This is a genomic window from Aquabacter spiritensis, assembly GCF_004346185.1.
In the GTDB taxonomy this organism is placed as follows: domain Bacteria; phylum Pseudomonadota; class Alphaproteobacteria; order Rhizobiales; family Xanthobacteraceae; genus Aquabacter; species Aquabacter spiritensis.
Genome location: NZ_SMAI01000004.1, coordinates 166,854 through 188,440, shown reverse-complemented (window position 1 = coordinate 188,440; position 21,587 = coordinate 166,854). Strand labels below are relative to the sequence as shown.

Sequence of the window (21,587 nt, the reverse complement as noted above, 5' to 3'; positions counted from 1 at the left end):
CCCGTCCGAGCGTTCGCCGGCTTCAGGCGGTCACATCTTCTCGCGGGCGGCGAGCGCCGGGGCGAGGCCCTTCAGCGAGACCGGCAGGCTGATCGGCGCCTGATTGCGGTCCTCGAAGGCGAGCGTGGCGGAGCCGCTGGCGGTCGCGAGCGCCGCCGCCTGCTGCGCCGTGAGGTCGAGATCGGCGATGCAGGCGCGGATGCAGAATTTGAAGCCGGCCGGGATCGGCTTGGCATTGTCGCCCGCGGTGAACTGCGCGCCGGCCGGCAGCCAGACGCCCACGGGCACCTGCAGCACCATGCGCAGCGGGCCATCTTCCTTCAGCTTGCCGAACACGACCTGGGCCATCAGGCCCTGCTGCTGATTGCCGATCTGCAGCGTCTGGGCGACTTCGCACACCTTGACGCCGCCGGTGCTCTCGCCGCGCTCGCAGCGCACGACCCAATCGTCATAGGTCGCGCTGGTGCGGCTCGGGACATTGTCGTCCTGGCTGCCGAGGGCGGGCTTCTGCGCCGTCGCGGGGGGCGTGGCCGGCTTGCGAGGCTGGGTCTGCGCAGGGGCCGGCGTCTGGGCCTGCGCCAAATCCACCGCCGTCAGACCGAGAACGGCGATACCCGCCGCAAGACCGCAGGCAAGCCGGCCCGCCCGCGATTGAAAAATGCCGAGACCAATGCTGAAACCCATGAAAAGACTCCCCGCGCTCTGCAAACTTCCCGGTTCGGCGCCCTGCATATCAATACCGCACCGCAGTGCCAACCGGATCGGACCACCGGTCTTGCACGCGGCGCATTGCGCAGCACCATCAAGGCAGCTTAGCATGATTTGGACGGGCGCGGCTTCCGCCGGGGCGCTTCTGCGCCGGGCGTCGGGGCGGCGCCGCGTCACAGGGTTTCGAGCGGGTCTCGGATCGGGCCGGTCGCACCGCGCCGGACCGAGGCTCCGGTTGGGGATTTCGCGATGAACCGTCTTGTCCGTACCGGCCTTCTCGCCAGCCTGGCCGCCGCGCTGCCGACCCTCGCTTTCGCCCATACCGGGCATGGCGCGGACGGATTCGCGCACGGCGTCCTGCATCCCCTCACCGGGCTCGACCATTTGCTCGCCATGGTGGCGGTTGGCATTTTCGCCGGCCAGCTCGGCGGCCGTGCGCTCTGGGCGGTGCCGGCGACCTTCCTGGCGCTGATGGCGGCGGGGGGTATGCTCGGCGTGGCCGGGATCGACGTGCCTTGGGTCGAGATCGGCATCGCCGGCTCGGTGATCGCGCTCGGCGGCGCGATCGCCCTCGGCCTCCGGGCGCCGCTCGCGGTGGCGATGGCGGTCACCGGGCTGTTCGCGATCTTCCACGGCCATGCCCACGGCACCGAGATCCCCGAGGCGGCGAGCGGCGCGGCCTACGGCCTCGGCTTCCTGCTCGCGACGGCGGCGCTGCATCTCGCCGGAATCGGCCTCGGCACGGCGATCGGCAGAACCGGCTCGGAGCGGGGTGCCGTTCTGGTCCAGGGCACCGGCGCCGCGATCGCGGTCGCCGGGATCGCCATCCTGGCCGGCATCGCCTGAGGCGTCAGGCCGCGTCCGCGAGGCAGGCGTCGAGCGCATCGACGAACCTGTCGGCTTCCGACGCCGTCAGGCAGAGCGGCGGACGCACCTTGAGCACATGGCCGAGCGGGCCGGCCGCGCCGATCAGCATGCCGCGATCGCGCAGCCGGTTGATGAGCCGCGACGCGCCGGCCGCGTCCGGCGCCCCGTCGCGGTCGAGACAGTCGATCCCGAGATAGAGCCCGGCGCCGCGTGCCGCGCCGAGCGCCGGCCGACATGCCCGAAGATCCGCGAGGCGCGCGCGCAGATGGCCGCCGACCTCGGCCGCGTGCGCGATCAGCCCCTCTTCCGCGAGCACGTCGAGCACCGCGCCCCCGGCGGCGGCCGCCGCCGGCGTGGCGCCGAACGTGTTGAAATAGCCGAAGGCGGCCGTGAAGGCGGCGAGCAAATCCGGCCGCGTCACCACCCCGCCCATCGGATAGCCGTTGCCCATCGGCTTTCCCAAGGTGACGATGTCCGGGACGACGCCGTGGCGCGCGAAGCCCCAGAGCCCCGCGCCGGTCCGCCCGAAACCCGGCTGGACCTCGTCGGCGATCACCAGCCCGCCCGCCTGCCGCGCCGCCGCCACCGCCGGGGCGAGAAAGCCCGGCGGATCGGCGAACACGCCGTCGCTGGAGAAGATCGTGTCCACCAGCAGCCCGGCGAAGCCGATGCCGTCGGCCGCGAGCGCGGCGATCGCCGCCTGCACCGCTTGCGCGAAGCCGGACCCGATATCCGCGCCGAACCGGTCCGGATCGGGCGCCGGCACGGTGCGCACAAAGGCCGGCGGCCCGCCGGTCTTGTACGAAGCGGGCGAGACCTCCGTCGCGGCGCGGCTGTTGCCGTGATAGGCGGTCGCGGTGACGACGAAGCCGGTCCCGCCGGTCGCCTGCGCCGCGATGCGCAGCGCGAGATCGGTGCTCTCGCTGCCGGTGCAGGTCATGACGAGGTTCGACAAAGCGGGCGGGAAGGTCGCGAGCAGGCGCTCGGCATAGGCGGTGACGGCGTCGGTCAGATAGCGCGAATGGCAGTTCAGCGTCGCCAATTGCCGCGCCACCGCCTCGACCACCTTGGGATGGCCATGCCCGACGCAGGGCACATTGTTGTAGAGATCGAGATAGGTCGTCCCGTCCGCCGCGGTGACGGTCGCGCCACGCGCCGCGACGAGATGGAGCGGGCGCTCGTAGAACAGGACCGAGCCCGCGCCGAAGCTCGCGCGGCGCCGCGCCACCTGCCGCTCCAGGTCCCCCGGAAGCCCGGCGCCCGGCGCGAAGGCGTTGAGCGCGAGAATGTCCTTCGCCATCAGCCCCCCGCCTCCACCGGCTGCGGTCGGCGGGCGAGATAGGCCTCGGCCATCTCCACCGTGCCGGCGGTGTAGCCGGTGCCGAGGCCCTGGGCGGTGGGGGTCTCGGCGTGCGAGGCGATCCAGGCGGTGAGGAGGATCCGCCGCAGCATCACGAACATCGGCAGTTGCGCCGCCGCGGCGTCCGACAGTGGCAGCCGCGTGCGATAGCCGGCGACCCAGGCCGCGCAAAGGTCCGGCACGATCGGCGTGTGCTCGATGAACGAGACGGCGGCGGCGAAATCGTAGAGGAACCAGGAGAAGCCGCAATCGTCGAAATCGATCAAAGCGAGCCGGTCGCCCGCCACCAGGAGGTTGGCGAGGCGCAGGTCGGCATGGATGAGGCCGAAGGCGTCCGGCCCGGTGCCGGCCGCCCGCAGATCGTGCGCCAGCGCCGCAACCGCCCGCGCCAGCACCGCGGCGCCGGCGGCGTCGAGCCCCAGCGCGGCGCGCCAGTCCCCCCACAAGGGCGTGCGGCCGAGCATGGTGTCGAAATTCCAAACCTTGCGCGCAAAGCCCGCCGGTCGGGCCCAGGTCCGGGCATGCTGGTGCAGCCGGGCATGGATCGCGCCCAGCACCTCGAACCAGGCGACGAGATCGTCGCGCTCGTCCGGCTCCCGGCCGGCGACGAACTCGAACGCCACCACCTGGCGGGGAATGCCGGCATCGTCGATGTCGGCGATCAGGCTGCCGTCGCGCAGCGGCACCGGCCGCGGCGTCGGCACGATCTCCTCGGCGCGGAGCGCGGCGATCCAGGCGAGTTCGGAGGCGATCTCGGCGCGGCTGTGATAGCCGGGGCGGTGGACCCGGAACACCAGATCCGCCCCGCCGGGGCCGGCGGCGCGGAAGGTGGCATTCTCCGAGACCGTGAGGAGGTCGAGCCGCGCGTCGGCCGGGAGGTCCCAGCGCGGCAGCGCCCGCCGCAGCCCGTCGGCCAGCCGCTCCAGAAACGCCGCGTCGTACATGGCCCGGCCCTCCTCTCGCGCCGCGCGGTGGCCCGGCGGTCGGTCTCGGCGTTATGTCGGGGCTTAGATGGTCTGTTAGCGGCGATGTTAGGCCCCGAATTGCAGGCTTTACACCGGAATTTCGGCACCGCATCCTTTCGCCGCGCGCCCCGGACCGGCGCCGAGGAGGCCCCATGTTCACCCCCCTGGCAGGGCGCACCGTCATCGTCACCGGCGGCAGCAAGGGGATCGGGCGCGGCATCGCGCGCCGGTTCGGCGCGGCCGGTCTCAATGTCCTGATCGTCGCGCTCCGGCTGGAAGAAGCCGCGGCGGCGGCCGCCGAGATCGGCCCCAACGCCTCCGCCTTCGCCGCCGACGTCGCCGATCCGGAGGCCTGCGCCGCCTTCGCCGCCGCCGCTTTGGACCGCTATGGCCGGATCGACATCCTGTGCGCCAATGCCGGAATCTTCCCGGCGGCGCGGCTCGACGCCATGACCGGCGCCGATTTCGACGCCGTGATCGGCACCAATCTGAAGGGCACCTTCCTCTCGGCCGCCGCCGTCCTGCCGGCGATGAAGGCCGCCCGATGGGGCCGGATCGTCGTGACCTCCTCGATCACCGGGCCGATCACCGGCTATCCCGGCTGGGCGCATTACGGCGCCTCCAAGGCCGGTCAGCTCGGCTTCGTGCGCACCGCCTGCCTCGAACTCGCGCCTTGGGGAATCACGGTCAATGCCGTCCTGCCGGGCAATATCCGGACCGAGGGGCTGGACGGGCTCGGCGCGGATTATCTGCGCAAGATGGAATCCTCGATCCCGTTGAAGCGGCTCGGCAGCGTGGAGGACATCGCCCATGCGGCGCTGTTCCTCGCCAGCGAGGAGGCCGGCTACATCACCGGCCAGACCCTGGTCGTGGACGGCGGGCAGGTCCTGCCCGAATCGCTGGCCGCGCTCGAGGACATGGCAGCCGGCTGAGCGCGCCGCCCGGCCTCACGTCGGCGGCGCGGGGACCGGCCGATGGCCGATTTCCCCGAGATGTGAAGGCGGTCCGAGCGGCCGGTGGGCGGATCGGGCGGCCGGCGCAGACGGCCGTTGAAGCGCGCGCGACTTCGCGCGATAGAGAGCCGCCGGCTCCTCTGCGGCGCCGGACAGAAGTGCGCGTCCATGGCCGATCCTCCTCACCGCCTCCCCGCTTTTGGGTCCGAGCCCGGCGTCAGCATCGACCTGTCCGCGGCGGTGGTCGCGGTGACGGCGGAGCAGCCGCGCGTGCTGGCGCTGTATGGCGGCGAGCGGCCGGCTCTGCCCTCCGGGCCGCTCGAGGCGGCGCATCGGACGCTGGAGGCGGGGCTACGCTCCTGGGTCGAGCGGCAGACCAACCAGAAGCTCAATTATGTCGAGCAGCTCTACACTTTCGGCGATCTCGACCGGCACGATGCCGGGGCGCGCGCGCTGTCGGTCGCCTATCTCGCTCTGGTGCGCGAGGCTCGACCGGCGGGCGAGATCGAGGCCGCCTGGCTCGATTGGTACGGCTGCTTCCCCTGGGAGGACTGGCGCGCCGGCCGCCCGGCGGTCCTCGATGCCGTCGACATCGCCCTCGAGGCCTGGACGCGGGCGGCGCCGGACGCCAAGAGCGCCGAGATCCGCCGCCAGCGCCGCCGCCTCGCCTTCGGGGAGGGCCTGACCTGGAACGACGAGCGGGTGCTGGAGCGCTACGAACTGCTCTATGAGGCCGGCCTCGTGCAGGAGGCGGTAGAGGACGGCGCCGCGCCCGCGCTGGGCCGCGCGATGGCGTTCGACCACCGCCGCATCCTCGCCACGGCGATCGGCCGGCTGCGCGGCAAGATCAAATATCGGCCCGTCGTGTTCGAGCTGATGCCGCCGGCCTTCACTTTGCTCCAGCTCCAGCTGGCGGTGGAGGCGCTGTCGGGCATGCGGCTGCACAAGCAGAATTTCCGCCGGCTGGTGGAGAGCCAGGGGCTGGTCGAGGAGACCGGGGGCAGCGTGACCGGCACCGGGCGTCCGGCCCGGCTGGTCCGGTTCCGGCGCGAGGTGCTGATCGAGCGCCCCGCTCCTGGCGTCCGGCCCACCGGGGTCCGGCGCGGCTGAGCTACAGCGCCAAAGCGGGATCCGCCTCCAGCACCGCGCCGCCGCCATGGACGGCCGCTTCGAGCCCCGCCGCCTCGACCGCCAGATTCTCCGCGAAGAAGCGCGCCAACGTCACCCGCCCCATGAGGCGGGGATCGTCGGCGCCGGCATTCAGCGCGCCGTGCGCCGCGAGCGCGGTCCGCACCAGAGCCGCGCCGCCGGCGGCGCGGGCGAACAAAGCGAGATAGGGCGTCGCACCGGCCAGCGCCTTTTCCGGCGCCTCGGCGGCCCAGTCGAGCATCGCCCGCGTGGCGCGGCCGAGCGCGTCCACGGCCTCGGAAAGGCGCGCGCCGGTCTGGCCGAACTCGACCGCGTTGAGCGCCAGGACGTCCGCCGCCGCCGCGCGACAATCGGCGATCAGCCCCTCGGCGACCGTGCCCCCGGCGAGCGGCACTTTGCGCAGGACGAGGTCGATCGCCTGGATGCCGTTGGTCCCCTCATAGATGGCGAAGATGCGGGCGTCGCGCAGATGCTGGGCCGCCCCGGTCTCCTCGATATAGCCCATGCCGCCATGCACCTGGATGCCGAGCGAAGCGACCTTGATGCCGGCATCGGTGGCGAACGCCTTGGCGATCGGCGTCAACAGGCTCGCCTCGGCGTGCGCCGCGGCGCGCAGGATCGGGTCGGCGTGACGCTCCGCGCGGTCGAGGGCGTCGGCGGTGCGCAGGCAGAGGGCGCGGGCGGCTGCGGTTTCGGCGCGCATGGTCAGGAGCATGCGGCGCACGTCGGGATGGGCGATGATCGGGCTCATCTCGCCCGGCGCCGCGCCCGCCGCGCGACCCTGGCGCCGCTCCCGCGCGAAGGCGAGCGCCCGCTGGGTCGCCCGCTCCGCCACCGCCACGCCCTGAATGCCGACCGCGAGGCGGGCATTGTTCATCATGGTGAACATGCAGGCGAGGCCGCGATTCTCCTCGCCCACAAGATAGCCGACCGCGCCCTCGCCGGCTTCGCCGAACGTCATGGTGCAGGTCGGCGAGCCGTGCAGGCCGAGCTTGTGCTCCAGGCCGATCGCCTTGACGTCGTTGCGCGCACCGAGCGTGCCGTCGCCGGCGAGGAGGATCTTGGGAACCGCGAACAGCGAGATGCCGCGCGTGCCGGCGGGCGCGTCCGGCAGGCGCGCGAGCACCAGATGGACGATGTTCTCGGCGAGGTCGTGCTCGCCATAGGAAATGAAGATCTTGGTGCCGAAGATGCGGTAGCTGCCGTCGGCCTGGCGCTCGGCGCGCGTGCGCAGCGCGGCGAGGTCGGAGCCGGCCTGCGGCTCGGTCAGGTTCATCGTTCCGGTCCAACGGCCGCTGACGAGGTGCGGCAGGAACGCCTCCTGGAGCGGCGGCGCGCCATGGCGGGTCAGCGCCTCGATCGCCCCCATGGTGAGGACCGGGCCGAGCGCAAAGGCCGGCGAGGCGGCGTTCCAGAATTCGGTCAGCGCCGAGGTGACGACGCACGGCAGGGCCTGACCGCCGAACGCTTCCCCCGCCGCCACCCCGTTCCAGCCGGCGCCGGTCCAGGCGGCATAGGCCGCCCGCCAGCCGGGCGCCGTTGTCACCGCGCCCTCCGCGAGCCGGTTGCCGACGGTGTCGCCGACCCGGTCGAGCGGCGCGATCCTTTCGGCCGCGAACCGCCCCGCCTCTTCCAGGATGCTGTCCACGAGATCGAAGGACAGGTCCGACCGGCCCTCCGCCATGGCCTGCGGCAGGCTGGTGCAGTGCCTGAGGAAGAAGCCGATTTCCTCGACCGGCGCGCGATAGCTCATCAATCCCTCCCTCGCCGGCCTGCGCGGCATTGACCTCGGCCCGCCTCCGGCCGTAATCGAAGCGGCCGGCGGGGCCTCAGTTCGATGCGGGGGGCCTCATTCGTCAAGCCCCCGCCCGGAAAGGTCCCATGCCGCTCAGCCCGACCGACAGCCTGACCCGCACGACCCGCCTCCTGGATGCGTCCGGCGCCGGCCGCGCGGCGGCGGTGCGGGAGGCGGCCGGGCTTCTGTTCCGCGGCGGTCTCGTCGCCTTCCCGACCGAGACGGTCTACGGCCTCGGCGCCGATGCCGGCGATCCGCGCGCGGTCGCCGCGCTCTATGCCGCCAAGGGCCGTCCGGCTTTCAATCCGCTGATCGCCCATGTCCCGGACACCGCCGCCGCCGCTGCGCTCGGCCATCTGTCCGACGCGGCGGAACGGCTCGCCGCCGCCTTCTGGCCGGGACCGCTCACTTTGGTCCTGCCGCTCCGCGACCCGGTGGCGATGTGCGACCTCGCCCGCGCCGGGCTCGGCACATTGGCGGTGCGGGTGCCCGCCCATCCGGTCGCCCTCGATCTGCTCCGCGCCGCCGGCCGGCCCATCGTCGCCCCCAGCGCCAACCGCTCCGGCCACGTCTCGCCGACCGAAGCCGCCCATGTCATGCAGGACCTCGGCGGGCGCATCGATGCGGTGCTCGATGCCGGGCCGACCGAAGTCGGCGTCGAATCCACCATCCTCGACTGCACCGGTGCGGTGCCGGCCCTGCTGCGGCCCGGCGGGCTCGCGCGGGCGGACATTGCCCGGATCCTCGGCCATGCGGTCGCGGACGCGGCGTCGGGCGACGCGGCGCGGCCGCTGGCGCCGGGCCGGCTCGCCTCGCATTATGCGCCGCGCGCGCGTGTGCGCCTCGATGCAGAGACGGTGGCACCGGACGAGGCCCTGCTGACCTTTGCCGGCGCCGCTCCGCCGGGTGCGGACGCGGCGATGGCGGTGTTCGACCTCAGCCCGGCCGGAGATCCGGTCGAGGCGGCGGCCAATCTCTACGGCGCGCTGCGCCGGCTCGATGCCGCGGGCGCGCGCGGCATCGCCGTCGTCCCCTTGCCGCAGGCCGGGCTCGGCGAGGCGATCGCCGACCGCCTCCGGCGCGCCGCCGCCCCACGTTCCACCGAAATCGAAGGAGGCTGAGATGGAGACCGGACATGCCGAACCCGCCCTCGGCCATATGCGCGACGACGATGCCGAAGGACTGATCGCGCTCTGGCACGCCGCCGGACTGGTGCGGCCCTGGAACGATCCGCGCGCCGACATCGCCTTGGCCCGGCGCGGTCCGCATTCCTCGATCCTGGTCCTGCGCGACCAGAGCGGCCTCGCCGGCTCGGTGATGGTCGGCCATGACGGGCATCGCGGCTGGATCTATTACCTCGCCGTGCGGCCCGATCTGCTGCGCCGCGGCCTCGGCCGCCGGCTCGCCACCGCCGCCGAGGACTGGCTGGCGGCCCGCGGCGTGCCCAAGCTGATGCTCATGGTGCGCCCCGAGAACGCCGGGGTGCGCGGCTTCTACGCCGCCCTCGGCTATCTCGACGAGCCGCGGATCGTCTTTTCCAAGCGGCTCGATCAAGCCTGATGCCGAGGACGACGGAGGCGTGCGATCCGCCGTCCGCCCGCGCCGCGCGGCGTCGGCCCGCGCGCCGGTCGCACGCTGAGCGGTCTCCGGGTTCGGAGGGGAGCGCGCGATGGACGTGACGGGCGGGATCGCGGCGGGGCTGCTCGCGCTCCTTCTCTTGCTCCATCTCGGCACCGCGCTCGCGACGCTGCGGCGGGTGCGCAGCGCGCCGGCCTTCCCCGCGGACGCGCCCGCGGAGCCGGTCACGCTGGTCATCCCCGTCGTCGGCCTCACGCCGTTCGAAACCCGCAGTGCCCTCTCTGCCCTCGACCTCACCGGGACAAACGCCGAAATCCTCTATTGCGCCTTTGCGCCGGAGGATCCCGCTGCGGCGCAGATCCGGGCCGCACTGGCCGCGCGGCCGGACTGCACGGCCCGCCTCCTCACCGGCCGCACGCGCGTCTCCGACAATCCCAAGATGGATGCGGTGGAACAGGGCCTTGCGGCCGCCACGGCCGATCTCGTCGTGATGATCGACGGCAATGTCGAGGTGCCGCCGGACCTGATCGCACGGCTGCTGGCGGTGTGGGACGGGCGAACCGGCCTCGTCTCCTCCCCGCCCCTCGGCACTCGACCCGCCGGCTTCTGGGCGGAGGTCGAATGCGCGCTGCTCAATTCGTGCTTCGCGCGCTGGCAGCTCGCCGGGGACGAACTGGGCGGCGGCTTCGCCCATGGCAAGCTGCTGGCCTTCCGCCGCAGTTTTCTCGACGCCCATGGCGGGATCGAGGGGTTCTATCGCGAGACGGCGGAGGATGCCGCGATCACCAAGCTGGTGCGGAGCGCCGGCCTCGGGGTGCGGCTCTGCCGGCGCCCGATCGCGCAGCCGCTCGGTCCGCGCGGCGCGATCGAGGTGTGGAACCGCACCCTGCGCTGGGCGCTGGTGCGGCGCAGAACCTATCCGCTGGTGTTCGCCGCCGAGGTCTTCCTGCCGGTCTTCGCCGCGCTCGCGGCCGCCTTGGTCGCGGCGGAGAGCCTGTCCTGGCCGCTGCTGCCGGCCGGGCTCGGCCTCCTTGCGCTCTGGTACGGGACCGAGACGGCGCTCGCCGCCGCCGCGGGCTGGCCGGCGGGCTGGCGTTATCCGTTCGCCTGCGCCGTCCGCGACGTCATGATGGCGGCGATCTGGATCCTCGCCTGGTTCCGGCGCCGCTATGTCTGGCGCGGCCAGGCGGTGGAGGTCAGATCGGACCGCGATAATAGCGGTAGCGCTTGACGGGCGGGCCGGCGATCATCCGCGCCAGCGCCATCATGGGGCGATTGGTCTCCAGCACCCAGGAGAACTCCACCCAGTCGAGATCGTAGTTTCGCGCTTCCTTCAGCGCCTCGCTCACCATCAAGGCGAGGATGCCGGCGGCCAAAGGCGAGTTCTGGTGGGCGCGGCGGATCCCCATCAGCGGCACCCGGAAGGCGGAAAACCGCTTCTTCTTCAGCCCCGACAGAAGCCGCCACCAATTGAGCGGCAGCAACCGGCCGCGGAACGGCTGGATCAGGCCGTTGACGTCGGGAATCGCCAGAATGAAGGCGACCGCCTCCCCCTCGATTTCGACGAAGCGGCCATATTCGGCCGCATAAAACGGCTTCAATTCCTGCACCATGGCGTCGATCTCGCCGTCGGTGAACGGCACGAAACCCCAGTTTTCGCTCCAGGCATCGTTGAAGATGTCGATGACCAGACGCACCTCGCGCGCGAACTGGTCCACGCGCACCGGCCGGATCGTCAGCGCAGCGCTTGCCGCGACCTGCGCCGCGAGCCGATCGAGCGCCGGCACCTCAGCGCCGCCGCGCAGCCGGAACGCGAAGGTGTCCATCTCGGGCGTGAGGCCGGCGGCCTCCACGAGCGCGCCGGTATGGGGGCGGGCCTGGTTCATCAGCATCGCCGCGGGGGTGTCGAATCCGTCCACCTGCAGGCCGGATTCCTCGTTGATCGAGAAGGAGAAGGGGCCGCTGATGGAGGTCGCGCCCTGGGCGGCGAGCCAGCCCCGCGCGGCATCGAACAAGGCCCGCGCCACGGCGACGTCGTCGATGCAGTCGAAGAAGCCGAAATGGCCCGATTGGGGGTCGTGCCGGGCGCGGTGCAATTGGTTGATCTGGGCGCTGATCCGCCCGACCGGGCGGCCGCCGCGATAGGCGACGAACATTTCCGCGCGCGCGAAGCGGAAGAACGGATTGAAGCGCCGGGCGATGCGCATCCGCTCCTTCAGGTCGAGCTGGCGGACGAAATGCGGATCCTCGGCATGGACGATCGCGGGCGTCTCGATCCAGTCCGTGACCCGGGCGCCGGACCTCAGCGACTTCACCGTGACGGCATTCATGTTCGGGGACAGGTCATGGCTGGCCGGACTTTCGATGCGCCGCCGACAGGATGGCGTCGACCAGCGGGCGGGGCAGATGGCGCGCCAGATGGAGCAGCGCTGCCAAAGCGAAGGGGAAGGCATAGACCGGGCGGCGCGCCTCGACGGCGGCGCGGATCGCCGCAGCAGCCCGTGGCGCCGACCATTGCATCAGCGCGCTGGACGGCACGCCCTCCGCCATCGGCGTCTTGACGAAACCCGGCTCGATCAATGTGACAGTGACGCCGGTGCGGGCGGTGAGGCGGCGCAGCCCGTCGGCATAGGCCGCGACGGCGGCCTTGGAGGCCGAATAGACCGGGGAATGCGGCAGGCCGAGCCGCCCGGCGAGCGAGCCGACCAGGACCAGATGACCCGCGCCGCGCGGCACGAACCGGCGCAATGCGGGCGCGACGGTGTTGACGACGCCGGCGAGATTGGTCGCGATGATCGCGTGCGCGGCCTCGATCGCCTCGCCGTCGGGGGCCGCCAGCGCGCGCAAGCCGCCGAGCCCGGCATTGGCATAGACGAGATCGAGCGGGCGCAGATCGTCCGCCGCCTCGATGAAGCCGCGCATGGCGGCGGCATCGGTGACGTCGACGCACTGCACCGCCGCCTCGGCGCCCTTTTCCCGGCAGCGGGCCGCCACGGCCGCGAGACGCGCCGCATCCCGTCCGCCGAGGACGAGGCGCACGCCGGGGGCCGCGTGCGCCTCCGCCAGCGCCGCGCCGATCCCGCTCGACGCGCCGGTGATGGCGACATGGGCGAAGCTGGAGGCCATGTCACTGCGCCCGTTCGAAGATCAAGGCGGCGTTGAGCCCGCCGAAGCCGAACGAATTGGACATGGCGTACCGCATCGGCTGCGGCACCGGGATTTCGGGGGTGATGTCGATCGGGCAGTCGGGTCCGGCGGCGGTGACGTTGACGGTCGGCGGCGCGATCTGCGCTTTCAGCGCGGCGAGGGTCGCGACCGCCTCGAGCGCCCCCGAGGCGCCCATGCTGTGGCCGATCATCGACTTGGTCGAGGACACCCGCACCGGCTCCGGCCGGCCGGCAAAGACGTCCAGGATCGCGGCCGCCTCCGCCTTGTCGTTCGCCACCGTTCCGGTGCCGTGTGCATTGATATAGTCGATGTCCGCCGCATCCAGGCCGGCATCTTCCAGCGCGCTGCGCATCGCCTGCGCCATGCCGGCGGAATCCGGCACCAGAATGCCGCAGGCATCGCTGCTCAATCCACCGCCGACCAAATAGCCGTGGACCTGCGCGCCGCGCCGCGCCGCGTGCTCGCGCGATTCCAGGACGAGAACCGCCGCGCCCTCGCCCATCGACAGCCCGCGCCGGTCGGCGGAGAACGGCCGGCACGGCTCGGGCGACAGCATGCGCAGCGAATCCCACGCGCGCAGGAAGCCGTCGGAAAAGCAGGAATCCGTGCCGCCCGCGACGAACACATCCGCCAGGCCCGATGCGATCAGCTTGTGGCCCAGAAGGATGGCGTGCGCCGCCGAAGCGCAGGCGCTGTTGATCCCGAAACTCGGTCCGCGGGCGCCGATCTCGAAGGCGATCCGGCTGGTGGGCGCATTCCCCATGGTCATCGGGACGGTGAAGGGATCCGGCTTGAGCCCCTTGTGCAGGATGCGCCGAAAGCCCGCGTCCAAAATGTCGATGCCGGCGACGCTCGTGCCCATCGCGACGCCGAGCCGGTGGGGGGCCGGCGCTGCGGCCGCAAGCCCCGAATCGGCCCAGGCTTGTCGGGCCGCGACGGCGGCGAATTGCGAGAAGCGATCGAGCTGGCCCGCCGTGCGGCGGTCGAAATGCCCGGCGACATCGAACCCGCGCACCGGCGCGCCGATGGCGACCCGCTGATTCGCCTCGGTCAGATCGGAGATGTCGCCGATGGCGCAGGTCCCGTTCAGAACGGCGGATGCGAAGGACGCGACCTCCTGACCCGCGCTCGAGACGATTCCGAGCCCCGTAATGGCGCTGATGGCCATGGACGTCCTATCCGTTCTGCTTTTCCAGCAAGATTTGGTCGATCAGGAAATCCACGATTTCACCGACATACTCGGGCGGGGCGGCCAAGGACAAAACGATTTCACATTGATATTTTTCTTCGATCTTAAAAAGAACGCGCGCGATGTCGAGCGAGTCGATGACGACGCTGTCCGTCGGCGTCTCCATCGTCAGGATGACGCTCGGATCTTGAATTTCCCGCTGAAGAAAGGCGATGATTTCCTCCTGCAGGGCCTTCCTGTCGAGCAGCGCGGCGTGACCCTCCGCAACTTCAACCATCGAATTTATCCTCTCAACTGAAAGTCGATCCGAGACGGCATTGACGGCAACATACACAAGCAGGGCGTCGATCTGTACTGGCATCCGCTTCGGCAAATTATCGCTTCAGTCGTCTGAGGGAAAGCTGGGACTATGTGCTCGGCGCGCGAAATTTGAACTGATCCGACTCCCCCAACGGCAGCCCGGATTCATGCTTGCCATGGTATCAAGGTCCCGAACGCTGCCGTCAACACGTCTTTGGATCGAACGGCACGCCCCCTGCGGAGGGCCGCCGTTTGAGCCCATCCGATCGGACCGAACCAACCTGATCGGTGAATCAGCCTCTAAACATTTGTGGGAGAACGCGTTATCCGATCAGCTTGCGCTGCGGGCCGATCGGCGCGTGCTCTAAGATCGCGTGCGCCACCCGGGAAGACCAGATGTCGTGGATACATGACGGTTTTGCGCGCCTCGCGCGGTTGCTGCCCAGCGCGCGGCCGGACTGGGCCATGATGCCGACCGGCGCGGCCACCCATTTCACCGACCTCCTCCTGTTCGTCGCCTCGGCCCTGGAGGAGGCCCGGATCGACTATGTCGTGCATTACGGATCGCTGCTCGGGGCGGCGCGGCTCGGCGCCCCGCTGCCCTGGGACGAGGACCACGATCTGTTCCTGATCGACGTGACGATCGATGCCGTGGAAGCGCGACTCGCGCCGGTGATGCGTGCGCACGGCTATCGGATGACCCGCGATCCGAGGGGCTTTCTCTGGGTGCGCGAGGCGATCTGGCCGGCGGCCTCGGGACATCTCTCGCTCACCGTCCTGCCGGCGCTGGCGGCGCGCCCCGAGGATCTGCCCGTCTGGGAGGGTGGCGCGCCCCATCTCGCGGAGGGCGAACTGCGGGACCTGCAACGGCTGCCGATCTATGGCAGCTTCGTGCTCGCGCCGCAGAAGACCGAGCAGATTCTCGCGCGGCTCTACGGCGCATCTGCCGGCGAAGAGGCCATGCGCGCCTTCCGTCCGCCCCGGATCCGGCGCGCGGCGCAGGACTTCTGGGCGCGGGCGCGGACGCCCGACCGGCTGGACTGGCCGGCCATTTCGGCACGCTTTCGCGGCCAGGCGCGCTGGCGCCCCGTTCTGAGCGTACCCTGGTGGTGGTTCAACGGGAGCTACATCCTCGCCATCAACGCGCTGAAGCGATGGGCGCGCCGGCGGATCGCCGCCGACCGGAACAATGAGGCGGGAGAATGAGGCGCCCCGACCCCTTCGGCCGATCCCGGCCGGATTGACGGGCGCGCGTGTTTCGCCGCAGGGTGCCCCAGGGGGTCGGATCCGCTCGGCTCCGGTCGATTCGAACCGTGTGTCCGCTTCCGTTCGCGAAGGGGGGTCGCCGCGCCGACCCATCTGCGATCCCCACCCGTGGGTCCGTCCCGACGCACCCCCGCGAGGCGCCGCCCAGGCGTTTGTGACGGCACAGGAGGCGCAGGATGAAGATGCGGGTACGGCTGCACGATTATGCCAGGAAGCGCATGCGCCTGGCGGCCACGGGCCTGCCGCCCGGCATCGTTCTGACCGGCCCCGAGAGCCCCTGGTTTCGTCCCATCGATACGATGGAGCACGCCGCCGCCCAGGCGGACACGACGTTTCTCAGCCTCGGCCATTACGATTACCTCAGCCTCTCCCGGCATCCCGAGGTCCGCGCCGCCGCCAAATCCGCGATCGACACCGTCGGCATCGGCGCGGGCGCGTCGCGGCTGATCGGCGGCGAGCGGGAGATCCACGCGCAGTTCGAGAGCGCCCTCTCGGACTTTCTCGGCACCGAAGCCACGATGACGATGGGGGCCGGCTATCTCGTCAGCCTGTCGCTGATCCCGCATCTGGTCGGCGCCGACGATCTGGTGGTGATGGACGAATTGGCGCACAGCTCGGTCGTCCACGGTGCGAAGGCGACGCGGGCGACGGTGCGCACCTTCCGCCACAACGACCTCGACCACCTCGCGCAGATTCTCGCCGAGCAGCGCGAGCGGCACGGCCTGTGCCTGATCGCGGTCGAGGGCCTCTATTCGATGGACGGCGATATCGTCGACCTGCCGCGCCTCCTCGACATCCGCGATGCGCACGACGCCTGGGTAATGGTCGACGAAGCCCATTCCATCGGCGTGCTGGGTCCCACGGGGCGGGGGGCATGCGAGCATTTCGGTGTCGATCCCGCGCGCGTGGACATCCTGGTCGGCACGCTGTCGAAAACCTTCACCTCCATGGGGGGCTTCGTCTCCGGACGCGCCGAGCTCGTCAATTGGCTGAAATTCACGCTTCCCGGTTTCGTCTTCAGCGTCGGCCTGTCGCCGGCGATCGCCGCCACGGCGGATGCCGCGCTGCGGGTGCTGCGCCGGGAGCCCGAGCGGGTGGCGCGCCTGCAGGCACTCTCGCGCCACTTCCTGTCCGAAGCCGCCGCGGCCGGACTTGCCACCGGATCGGCGATCGGTGCCGGGATCGTGCCGATTCTGTTCGACACGCCGACCCGGACCGCCGCAGTGTCGCGCGCGCTCGCCGCGGCCGGGATCTATGCCCCGCCCATCATGCATTCCGGGATCGGTACCGGCTCCTCGCGGATCCGCTTCTTTCTCTCCGCCGACCTCGACCGGTGTGAAATCGACCGCACGCTGGGCATCATCCGCAACGTCACGTAGCGGCACACCGGCCCTTCCGTCCGCTTTGCCGCCGCAGCGATGCGCAAATGCAACATGTCGCGACGCCCCCCGAGAGACCCCAGGCCCCTGTGTTTGCAGGATCTTTACAATAGATGGGGTACGCCGGAACGGGGCTGCGGCGGCGCTTGACGCGCGACGCTTGGTCCGTAAAGGTCTGCGCGCGGCACCCGCGGTGCAGCATGGTCGGTGCATGAGGATGGAATGTCGGTCTTCCACGGACTGCGGGCGAAGCGTGCCAGTCTTCTGCTTATGGCCGCGTCCGCGCTGATGGGGCTGACCGGCTGCGGGCTTCCGGGCCAGGGCGCGGCCACGTTCGACGTGATGAGTTCCGACCAGCGCGTGCCCAGCGACGTCCATTCCGGCTTCATCGTGACCGAGCTCGACGAGCGGGTGGTGCAGATCCTCGCCAACACCGCCAAGTCCTCGTTCTACGGCGGCTTCGGTGATCGTCGTCCCGCCGCCACCCAGAGGATCGGGATCGGCGATGCGATCACCGTCACGATCTGGGAAGCCTCGTCCGGCGGATTGTTCTCTGCGCCGGTCGCCGACCGCAATTCGCCCGGTTCGCACACCGCGGTCATCCCGGAGCAGACGGTCACGCAGCACGGCTACATCACCGTGCCCTATGCCGGGCAGATCAACGTCCTCAACAAGACCACGCCCGAAGTGCAGGAGGCCATCATTCAGGGCCTGCAAGGCAAGGCGATCGAGCCGCAGGCACTGGTGACCGTGAGCCGCAACGTATCGAACACCGTCACGGTCGGGGGCGAAGTCGTGAACGGCGCCCGCGTCCCGCTCTCGCCGCGGGGCGACCGGATTCTCGACGTGCTCGCCACGGCGGGCGGAGTGCGCGCGCCGATCCACGAAAGCTTCCTCTCGCTGACGCGCGGGCAACGCACGTCGCGCGTTCCCATGCAGCTGCTGCTGATGAACCCGCGCGAAAACATCTATGTCCAGCCGGGCGACACGCTCGTCGTCGAGCGCGTCCCCCAAAGCTTCACCGCATTCGGCGCGACCGGCCTCAGGGCGGTGGTCAATTTCGACGCGGCGGGCATCTCGCTCGAAGAGGCGATCGCGAAGTCGGGCGGCCTGCTCGAATTCCAATCCGACCCCGAGGGTGTCTTCCTGCTCCGCTTCGAGCCGCCTTCGGTCGCGGTTCAGATCGACCCGAGCTTCCCGATTCCGCCGGGCAAGACGGCCGTCGAAGTCGTGTATCGAATCAACCTGCGCAACACGAACAGCTATTTCCTCGCGCGGCAGGTGAAGGTCCAGAACAAGGACATCCTCTATATCGCGAGTTCGCCGCTCACCAATCTGCAGAAGATCATGTCGATCATCTCGCCGGTGACCGGAACCGCTGCGACGGCCGTCACCCTCGCGCAGTGACCGCGACGACCCGCCCGACTCGGGCGGGTCGAGGCTGCGCGCGCTCATCCGCCATTGATCGCCACCCGCGACCGGCCTGGACCTTGTCCGCGCCGCGTCATCGACCCGGGGGGTCGCCTTAAATCTTTGACACGTCGCGATTTGCTCCTCGATTGGCGTTTCCTTTGAAGAGAAGCCGTTGACGCAAGCGGCAACCTTCGCATCGCTCCGCGTGGCCCGACTTTTCCCGCCACCTTCTATTCTTTTCGACCGCCCTTCCCGCGCGGCTCAAACACTCTCTTTTTTTTACATTTTATTTCGTTGACCCTCGGAGCGTTCACCCTAAAATGCCACTATTGGTAATGCTTTCTGATAATGAAATACGTGCGGGGGAATTGAAGTATTGTTGATTTATTTTTGATTTTTTATTTTTGACAGGGGATGGAGATTTTTTCACGATCCGCGCGGTTTATTGCGCGTGTATGAGAGGCTGAATCAGCCAGTATTGCTGCGGCAGGCTACGGCGTCCCGGCGCTGCGATGCGAATGCGTGTCTCCGGAGACTCGGGAGAGGTTTCACGTGACGGCAATTGCGCGCACGCAGGAAACCCGGGACAATTCGCGATCCGTCGATCGTTTTGAACACGCGCATTGATTCTCCGCTTTCCGGCTTCTGAAGATTATGTTGATCCGCGCCACGGCCACCGGTCTGCCCGCCCGTCTCCTCGCCGCAGCGTTCCTCTTCCTGGTCCTGATGGCGGGCGGAGGAGCGGCGGCGACGCTCGACCTCGCCGCGCGCGATTCTGGCGTGCCGCTCGCCGGTCACATCTCGGTCTATCACGACCCCTCGGGAACCATGACGTTCGACGAGGCCCGCGCCGATGCCGGCCGCTTCCACCCGATCGAGGGAAACTTCAACGTCGGCTACTCGCCCCAAGGCGCCTGGTGGCTGCATGTCTCTGTGATGCCGGAGCCGGGCCAAGGCGGGATCTGGTATCTCGCGATCAATGCCCGTTTCACCGACATGATCCAGGTCCATGCGCCCGACCGCGGCGAAGATGGCACCCGACACATCGCCCATAAGACGACCGGTGCGCTCTTTCCGCCGCAAAGCCGCGACCTTCTCACCAATACCTATGTCGTGCGGGTCTTTCTTCCGGAGGGCGAGGAAACCGATCTGTTCCTGCGCCTGTCCGGTGCCCGCTCGCTGAGCGCGCAGCCGGTGCTCTGGCGTCTGCCGGACTTTGTCGAACATCTCACCCTGAACGTCCTGATCATCGCCATCGCGATCGGAGCGGCCGGGATCACCTCGATCGGGGCCTTGATCTTCGGCCTCTGGCTGCGCAGTCCGCCATTCGCCTGGTACGGCGCCTATGTCGGAGCGACGGCGCTGAATTTCCTCGCCAATGCCGGGTTTCTCGCGCTCATTCTGGACCCGCTGCCCCCCTTCGCCGTGCTGCGCCTTCAGGGCGCGATCGGGTGCCTCGGCATTTTCATCTCGGCCTTCATGGTCCGCTCGATTTTCTGCCCACCGGGCCGGCATCCCTTCGTCCGGCTCTGGCTTTCGACCTTCGGCGTTGCCGGGGCGGCGGGCATGGCTTTCTCCGTTTTCGGCCACTACGGCTTGATTGCTCCCGCCTTGATGGTCAGCATCCTCGTCACCTCTTTGATCGTGCCGATCCTCGCTGCCGCACGGATGGTCCGCGGCGAAGCGGCAGGACTGTGGTATTTCATCGGCTTCACAAGCTACGCCGCCGCAACCTGGTGGTTCGCGCTCGTGGTGTTCGGACTCTTGCCGATCGGCTGGATCATCGAATGGGGCTACCAGACGATCGGCCTGCTCCATATGGCGGCGATTTTCGCCGGCATGGCCTCGGCGCTGCGGGCGGGAGCGCGGGAGCGGCGCCTCCTCCAGGGTCAATTGCTGCGCGCCTCGCAGGAGAATGCCGCCGCCCTGGAGCGGGCGGTGGAGCGGCGCACGGCCGAACTGAGGCGCGAAGTCGGGGCGCGCGAGCAGGCGGAGGCCGCCCTGCGCGTCGCCCTGCGCGAGCAGCGAAACTTCCTCGTCATGGTGAGCCATGAATTCCGCACGCCGCTTGCCACCATGCGCGCCGCGATCGCCATTATCGTGCGCGGTTCCGCCGGCCTGGACGCGCAGCTCCGGCGCGAGGGCGAGAAAATCGTCCGCGCGCTCACGCGGCTGACCAGCCTGATCGACACGTTTCTTGCCGAGGAATGGATCGACCGGGCCGCGATGCGGGCCGAGCGCGCGTCCGTCGACGTCGCCGCGCTCGCCGTCGACATCTGCCGCGAGCAGGCGGCGCAGGGCGAGCGGACCATCGAAACCGCGGGCCTGCGGCATGCGACGATCGAGGCCGATCCGGTCCTGCTGCGCACGCTGATCGAGAACCTGGTCTCGAATGCCCTCAAATACAGCGACGGCGATGTCCGACTGGATATCGGGGCACGCGATACCGGCATCGTGCTGCGCGTCAGCGACGCCGGCGCGGGAATCGTACCGGAGGAGCAGGAAGCGATATTCGAGCGCTATTACCGGTCTCCGACGCGGAAATTGAAACCAGGGGCCGGGATCGGCCTGCACATCGCCAAGCGGGTCGTCGAGATGCACCGCGGGTCGATTTCCGTCACCAGCAGCCTGGGTGCGGGAAGCACGTTCGAGGTCTGGCTTCCGGAACGAGCCGCCGCGGAACCCGCCTCCCCCTCACCCCTGGTCCCCGCTCCGGGAGATTGAGGCGATGCCGATCCATGTCCTTTTGATCGAAGACGACGACGATCTGCGCGAAAGCCTCGCGACCTACCTGACGGGGGCGGGATTTGCCGTGCGCGCGGCGGCGAACGCAGAGGATCTGGCCGCGGAAATGACCAGGCACCCCGCGGACATCGTCGTCCTAGACATCAATCTTCCGGGTGCGGACGGCTTCGATGCCGCCATCGAGGTCCGGCAGCGCGCCGGCACCGGGATCGTCATGCTCACCGGCCGCTCGCGGCAGGCGGACCGTCTGCACGGCCTCTCGCTCGGCGCGGACCATTATATGGTGAAGCCGGCCGACCCCGCCGAGCTGGAAATGGTGATCCGCAATCTCTACGGGCGCATCAAAGGTCTGAGCCTCCCCGCGCCGGACGCCGAGGCCTGGATCCTCGACACCAAGCGCTGGATCCTGGCCTCGCCCGGCGGCGTGGGGGTGCCGCTGTCGGCGGCGGAGCGCCACTTATTGGAGCGCCTGCTCCAGCAGCCGGGCGTGCCGGTCCCGCGGATCGAATTGATCGCACCCGGCAGCCGCCAGGATGCCGATTCGACCGGCCGTGCCCTCGACGTCCTGGTGTTCCGCCTGCGGCGCAAGGTCGAATTGGCGTGCGATCGGCCATTGCCGCTGCTCTCGGCCCGCGGCATCGGCTACGTCTTTGCCGGCACCGCCCTCATCCGCCACGAATGACCTTCGCACCGACGCCAAAGCGCTCTTCTTTCAAGGCTTTGGAGACGAATCCCGGATACGGTCGGGGAAA

19 protein-coding genes are annotated in these 21,587 nt (G+C 69.9%); 11 read left to right on the top strand and 8 right to left on the bottom strand.

Annotated features, from left to right (window positions below; translation table 11 throughout):
• Positions 1–30 precede the first annotated feature (30 nt).
• Complete coding sequence (locus EDC64_RS23495) at positions 31–684, bottom strand: invasion associated locus B family protein (protein WP_165933697.1); 654 nt, start codon at positions 682–684, stop codon at positions 31–33.
• A gap of 273 nt (positions 685–957) precedes the next feature.
• Between EDC64_RS23495 and EDC64_RS08975 the strand changes: the two genes are divergently transcribed.
• Positions 958–1,554, top strand: a complete 597-nt coding sequence (locus tag EDC64_RS08975) for a HupE/UreJ family protein (RefSeq protein ID WP_132030945.1) — start codon at positions 958–960, stop codon at positions 1,552–1,554.
• A 4-nt stretch (positions 1,555–1,558) separates the two neighbouring features.
• On the opposite strand, the gene EDC64_RS08970 is transcribed toward EDC64_RS08975, so the two are convergent.
• Together EDC64_RS08970 and EDC64_RS08965 are read right to left on the bottom strand one after the other, a co-directional pair.
• Positions 1,559–2,875, bottom strand: coding sequence for an aspartate aminotransferase family protein (locus EDC64_RS08970; RefSeq protein WP_132030944.1), 1,317 nt, complete (start codon positions 2,873–2,875; stop codon positions 1,559–1,561).
• A complete protein-coding gene (locus EDC64_RS08965; RefSeq protein ID WP_132030943.1) occupies positions 2,875–3,879 on the bottom strand; it encodes a phosphotransferase enzyme family protein in 1,005 nt (334 codons plus the stop codon). Before EDC64_RS08965 ends, EDC64_RS08970 begins: the two co-directional genes overlap by 1 nt.
• Positions 3,880–4,052: 173 nt before the next feature.
• Here EDC64_RS08965 and fabG point away from each other — a divergent pair, with 173 nt between their 5' ends.
• Together fabG and EDC64_RS08955 are read left to right on the top strand one after the other, a co-directional pair.
• On the top strand, positions 4,053–4,832 hold the full coding sequence (gene fabG, locus EDC64_RS08960; RefSeq protein WP_132030942.1) for a 3-oxoacyl-ACP reductase FabG: 780 nt from the start codon (positions 4,053–4,055) through the stop codon (positions 4,830–4,832).
• Positions 4,833–5,021: 189 nt separating this feature from the next.
• Entirely contained in the window at positions 5,022–5,963 is a 942-nt protein-coding gene (locus EDC64_RS08955) for an NUDIX hydrolase (RefSeq protein WP_132030941.1), read from the top strand.
• Position 5,964: 1 nt separating this feature from the next.
• On the opposite strand, the gene EDC64_RS08950 is transcribed toward EDC64_RS08955, so the two are convergent.
• Positions 5,965–7,755, bottom strand: coding sequence for an acyl-CoA dehydrogenase family protein (locus EDC64_RS08950; RefSeq protein ID WP_132030940.1), 1,791 nt, complete (start codon positions 7,753–7,755; stop codon positions 5,965–5,967).
• 128 nt (positions 7,756–7,883) lie between these two features.
• Here EDC64_RS08950 and EDC64_RS08945 point away from each other — a divergent pair, with 128 nt between their 5' ends.
• The 3 genes from EDC64_RS08945 (at position 7,884) to EDC64_RS08935 (ending at position 10,606) form a co-directional block, all read left to right on the top strand.
• Entirely contained in the window at positions 7,884–8,918 is a 1,035-nt protein-coding gene (locus EDC64_RS08945) for an L-threonylcarbamoyladenylate synthase (RefSeq protein WP_132030939.1), read from the top strand.
• 1 nt (position 8,919) lies between these two features.
• Positions 8,920–9,357 carry a GNAT family acetyltransferase gene (locus EDC64_RS08940; RefSeq protein ID WP_132030938.1) on the top strand — a complete coding sequence of 146 codons (438 nt, stop codon included), beginning with the start codon at positions 8,920–8,922 and terminating at the stop codon, positions 9,355–9,357.
• A gap of 109 nt (positions 9,358–9,466) precedes the next feature.
• Positions 9,467–10,606: a glycosyltransferase family 21 protein gene (locus EDC64_RS08935; RefSeq protein WP_132030937.1), complete on the top strand. Its 1,140-nt coding sequence runs from the start codon at positions 9,467–9,469 to the stop codon at positions 10,604–10,606.
• Here EDC64_RS08935 and EDC64_RS08930 read toward each other — a convergent pair.
• The 4 genes from EDC64_RS08930 to EDC64_RS08915 are packed head-to-tail and all read right to left on the bottom strand — an operon-like array spanning position 10,572 to position 14,009.
• Entirely contained in the window at positions 10,572–11,705 is a 1,134-nt protein-coding gene (locus tag EDC64_RS08930) for a hypothetical protein (protein WP_132030936.1), read from the bottom strand. The genes EDC64_RS08935 and EDC64_RS08930 overlap by 35 nt on opposite strands.
• Before the next feature lie 13 nt (positions 11,706–11,718).
• On the bottom strand, positions 11,719–12,501 hold the full coding sequence (locus EDC64_RS08925) for an SDR family NAD(P)-dependent oxidoreductase (RefSeq protein WP_132030935.1): 783 nt from the start codon (positions 12,499–12,501) through the stop codon (positions 11,719–11,721).
• A gap of 1 nt (position 12,502) precedes the next feature.
• Positions 12,503–13,711, bottom strand: coding sequence for a beta-ketoacyl-[acyl-carrier-protein] synthase family protein (locus EDC64_RS08920; protein ID WP_132030934.1), 1,209 nt, complete (start codon positions 13,709–13,711; stop codon positions 12,503–12,505).
• Between the two features lie 7 nt (positions 13,712–13,718).
• Positions 13,719–14,009, bottom strand: coding sequence for a hypothetical protein (locus EDC64_RS08915; RefSeq protein WP_132030933.1), 291 nt, complete (start codon positions 14,007–14,009; stop codon positions 13,719–13,721).
• 419 nt (positions 14,010–14,428) lie between these two features.
• On the opposite strand from EDC64_RS08915, the gene EDC64_RS08910 reads away from it, so the two are divergent.
• The 5 genes from EDC64_RS08910 (at position 14,429) to EDC64_RS08890 (ending at position 21,517) form a co-directional block, all read left to right on the top strand.
• A complete protein-coding gene (locus tag EDC64_RS08910) occupies positions 14,429–15,238 on the top strand; it encodes a LicD family protein (RefSeq protein WP_132030932.1) in 810 nt (269 codons plus the stop codon).
• Between the two features lie 236 nt (positions 15,239–15,474).
• Entirely contained in the window at positions 15,475–16,677 is a 1,203-nt protein-coding gene (locus EDC64_RS08905) for an aminotransferase class I/II-fold pyridoxal phosphate-dependent enzyme (protein WP_132030931.1), read from the top strand.
• 222 nt (positions 16,678–16,899) lie between these two features.
• Positions 16,900–18,084, top strand: coding sequence for a polysaccharide biosynthesis/export family protein (locus tag EDC64_RS08900; RefSeq protein WP_207915980.1), 1,185 nt, complete (start codon positions 16,900–16,902; stop codon positions 18,082–18,084).
• A 663-nt stretch (positions 18,085–18,747) separates the two neighbouring features.
• Positions 18,748–20,814 (top strand): sensor histidine kinase, encoded by a 2,067-nt coding sequence (locus EDC64_RS08895; RefSeq protein ID WP_165933696.1) that lies wholly within the window; start codon positions 18,748–18,750, stop codon positions 20,812–20,814.
• Positions 20,815–20,818: 4 nt separating this feature from the next.
• Positions 20,819–21,517, top strand: coding sequence for a response regulator transcription factor (locus EDC64_RS08890; RefSeq protein ID WP_132030929.1), 699 nt, complete (start codon positions 20,819–20,821; stop codon positions 21,515–21,517).
• Positions 21,518–21,587: the final 70 nt, after the last annotated feature.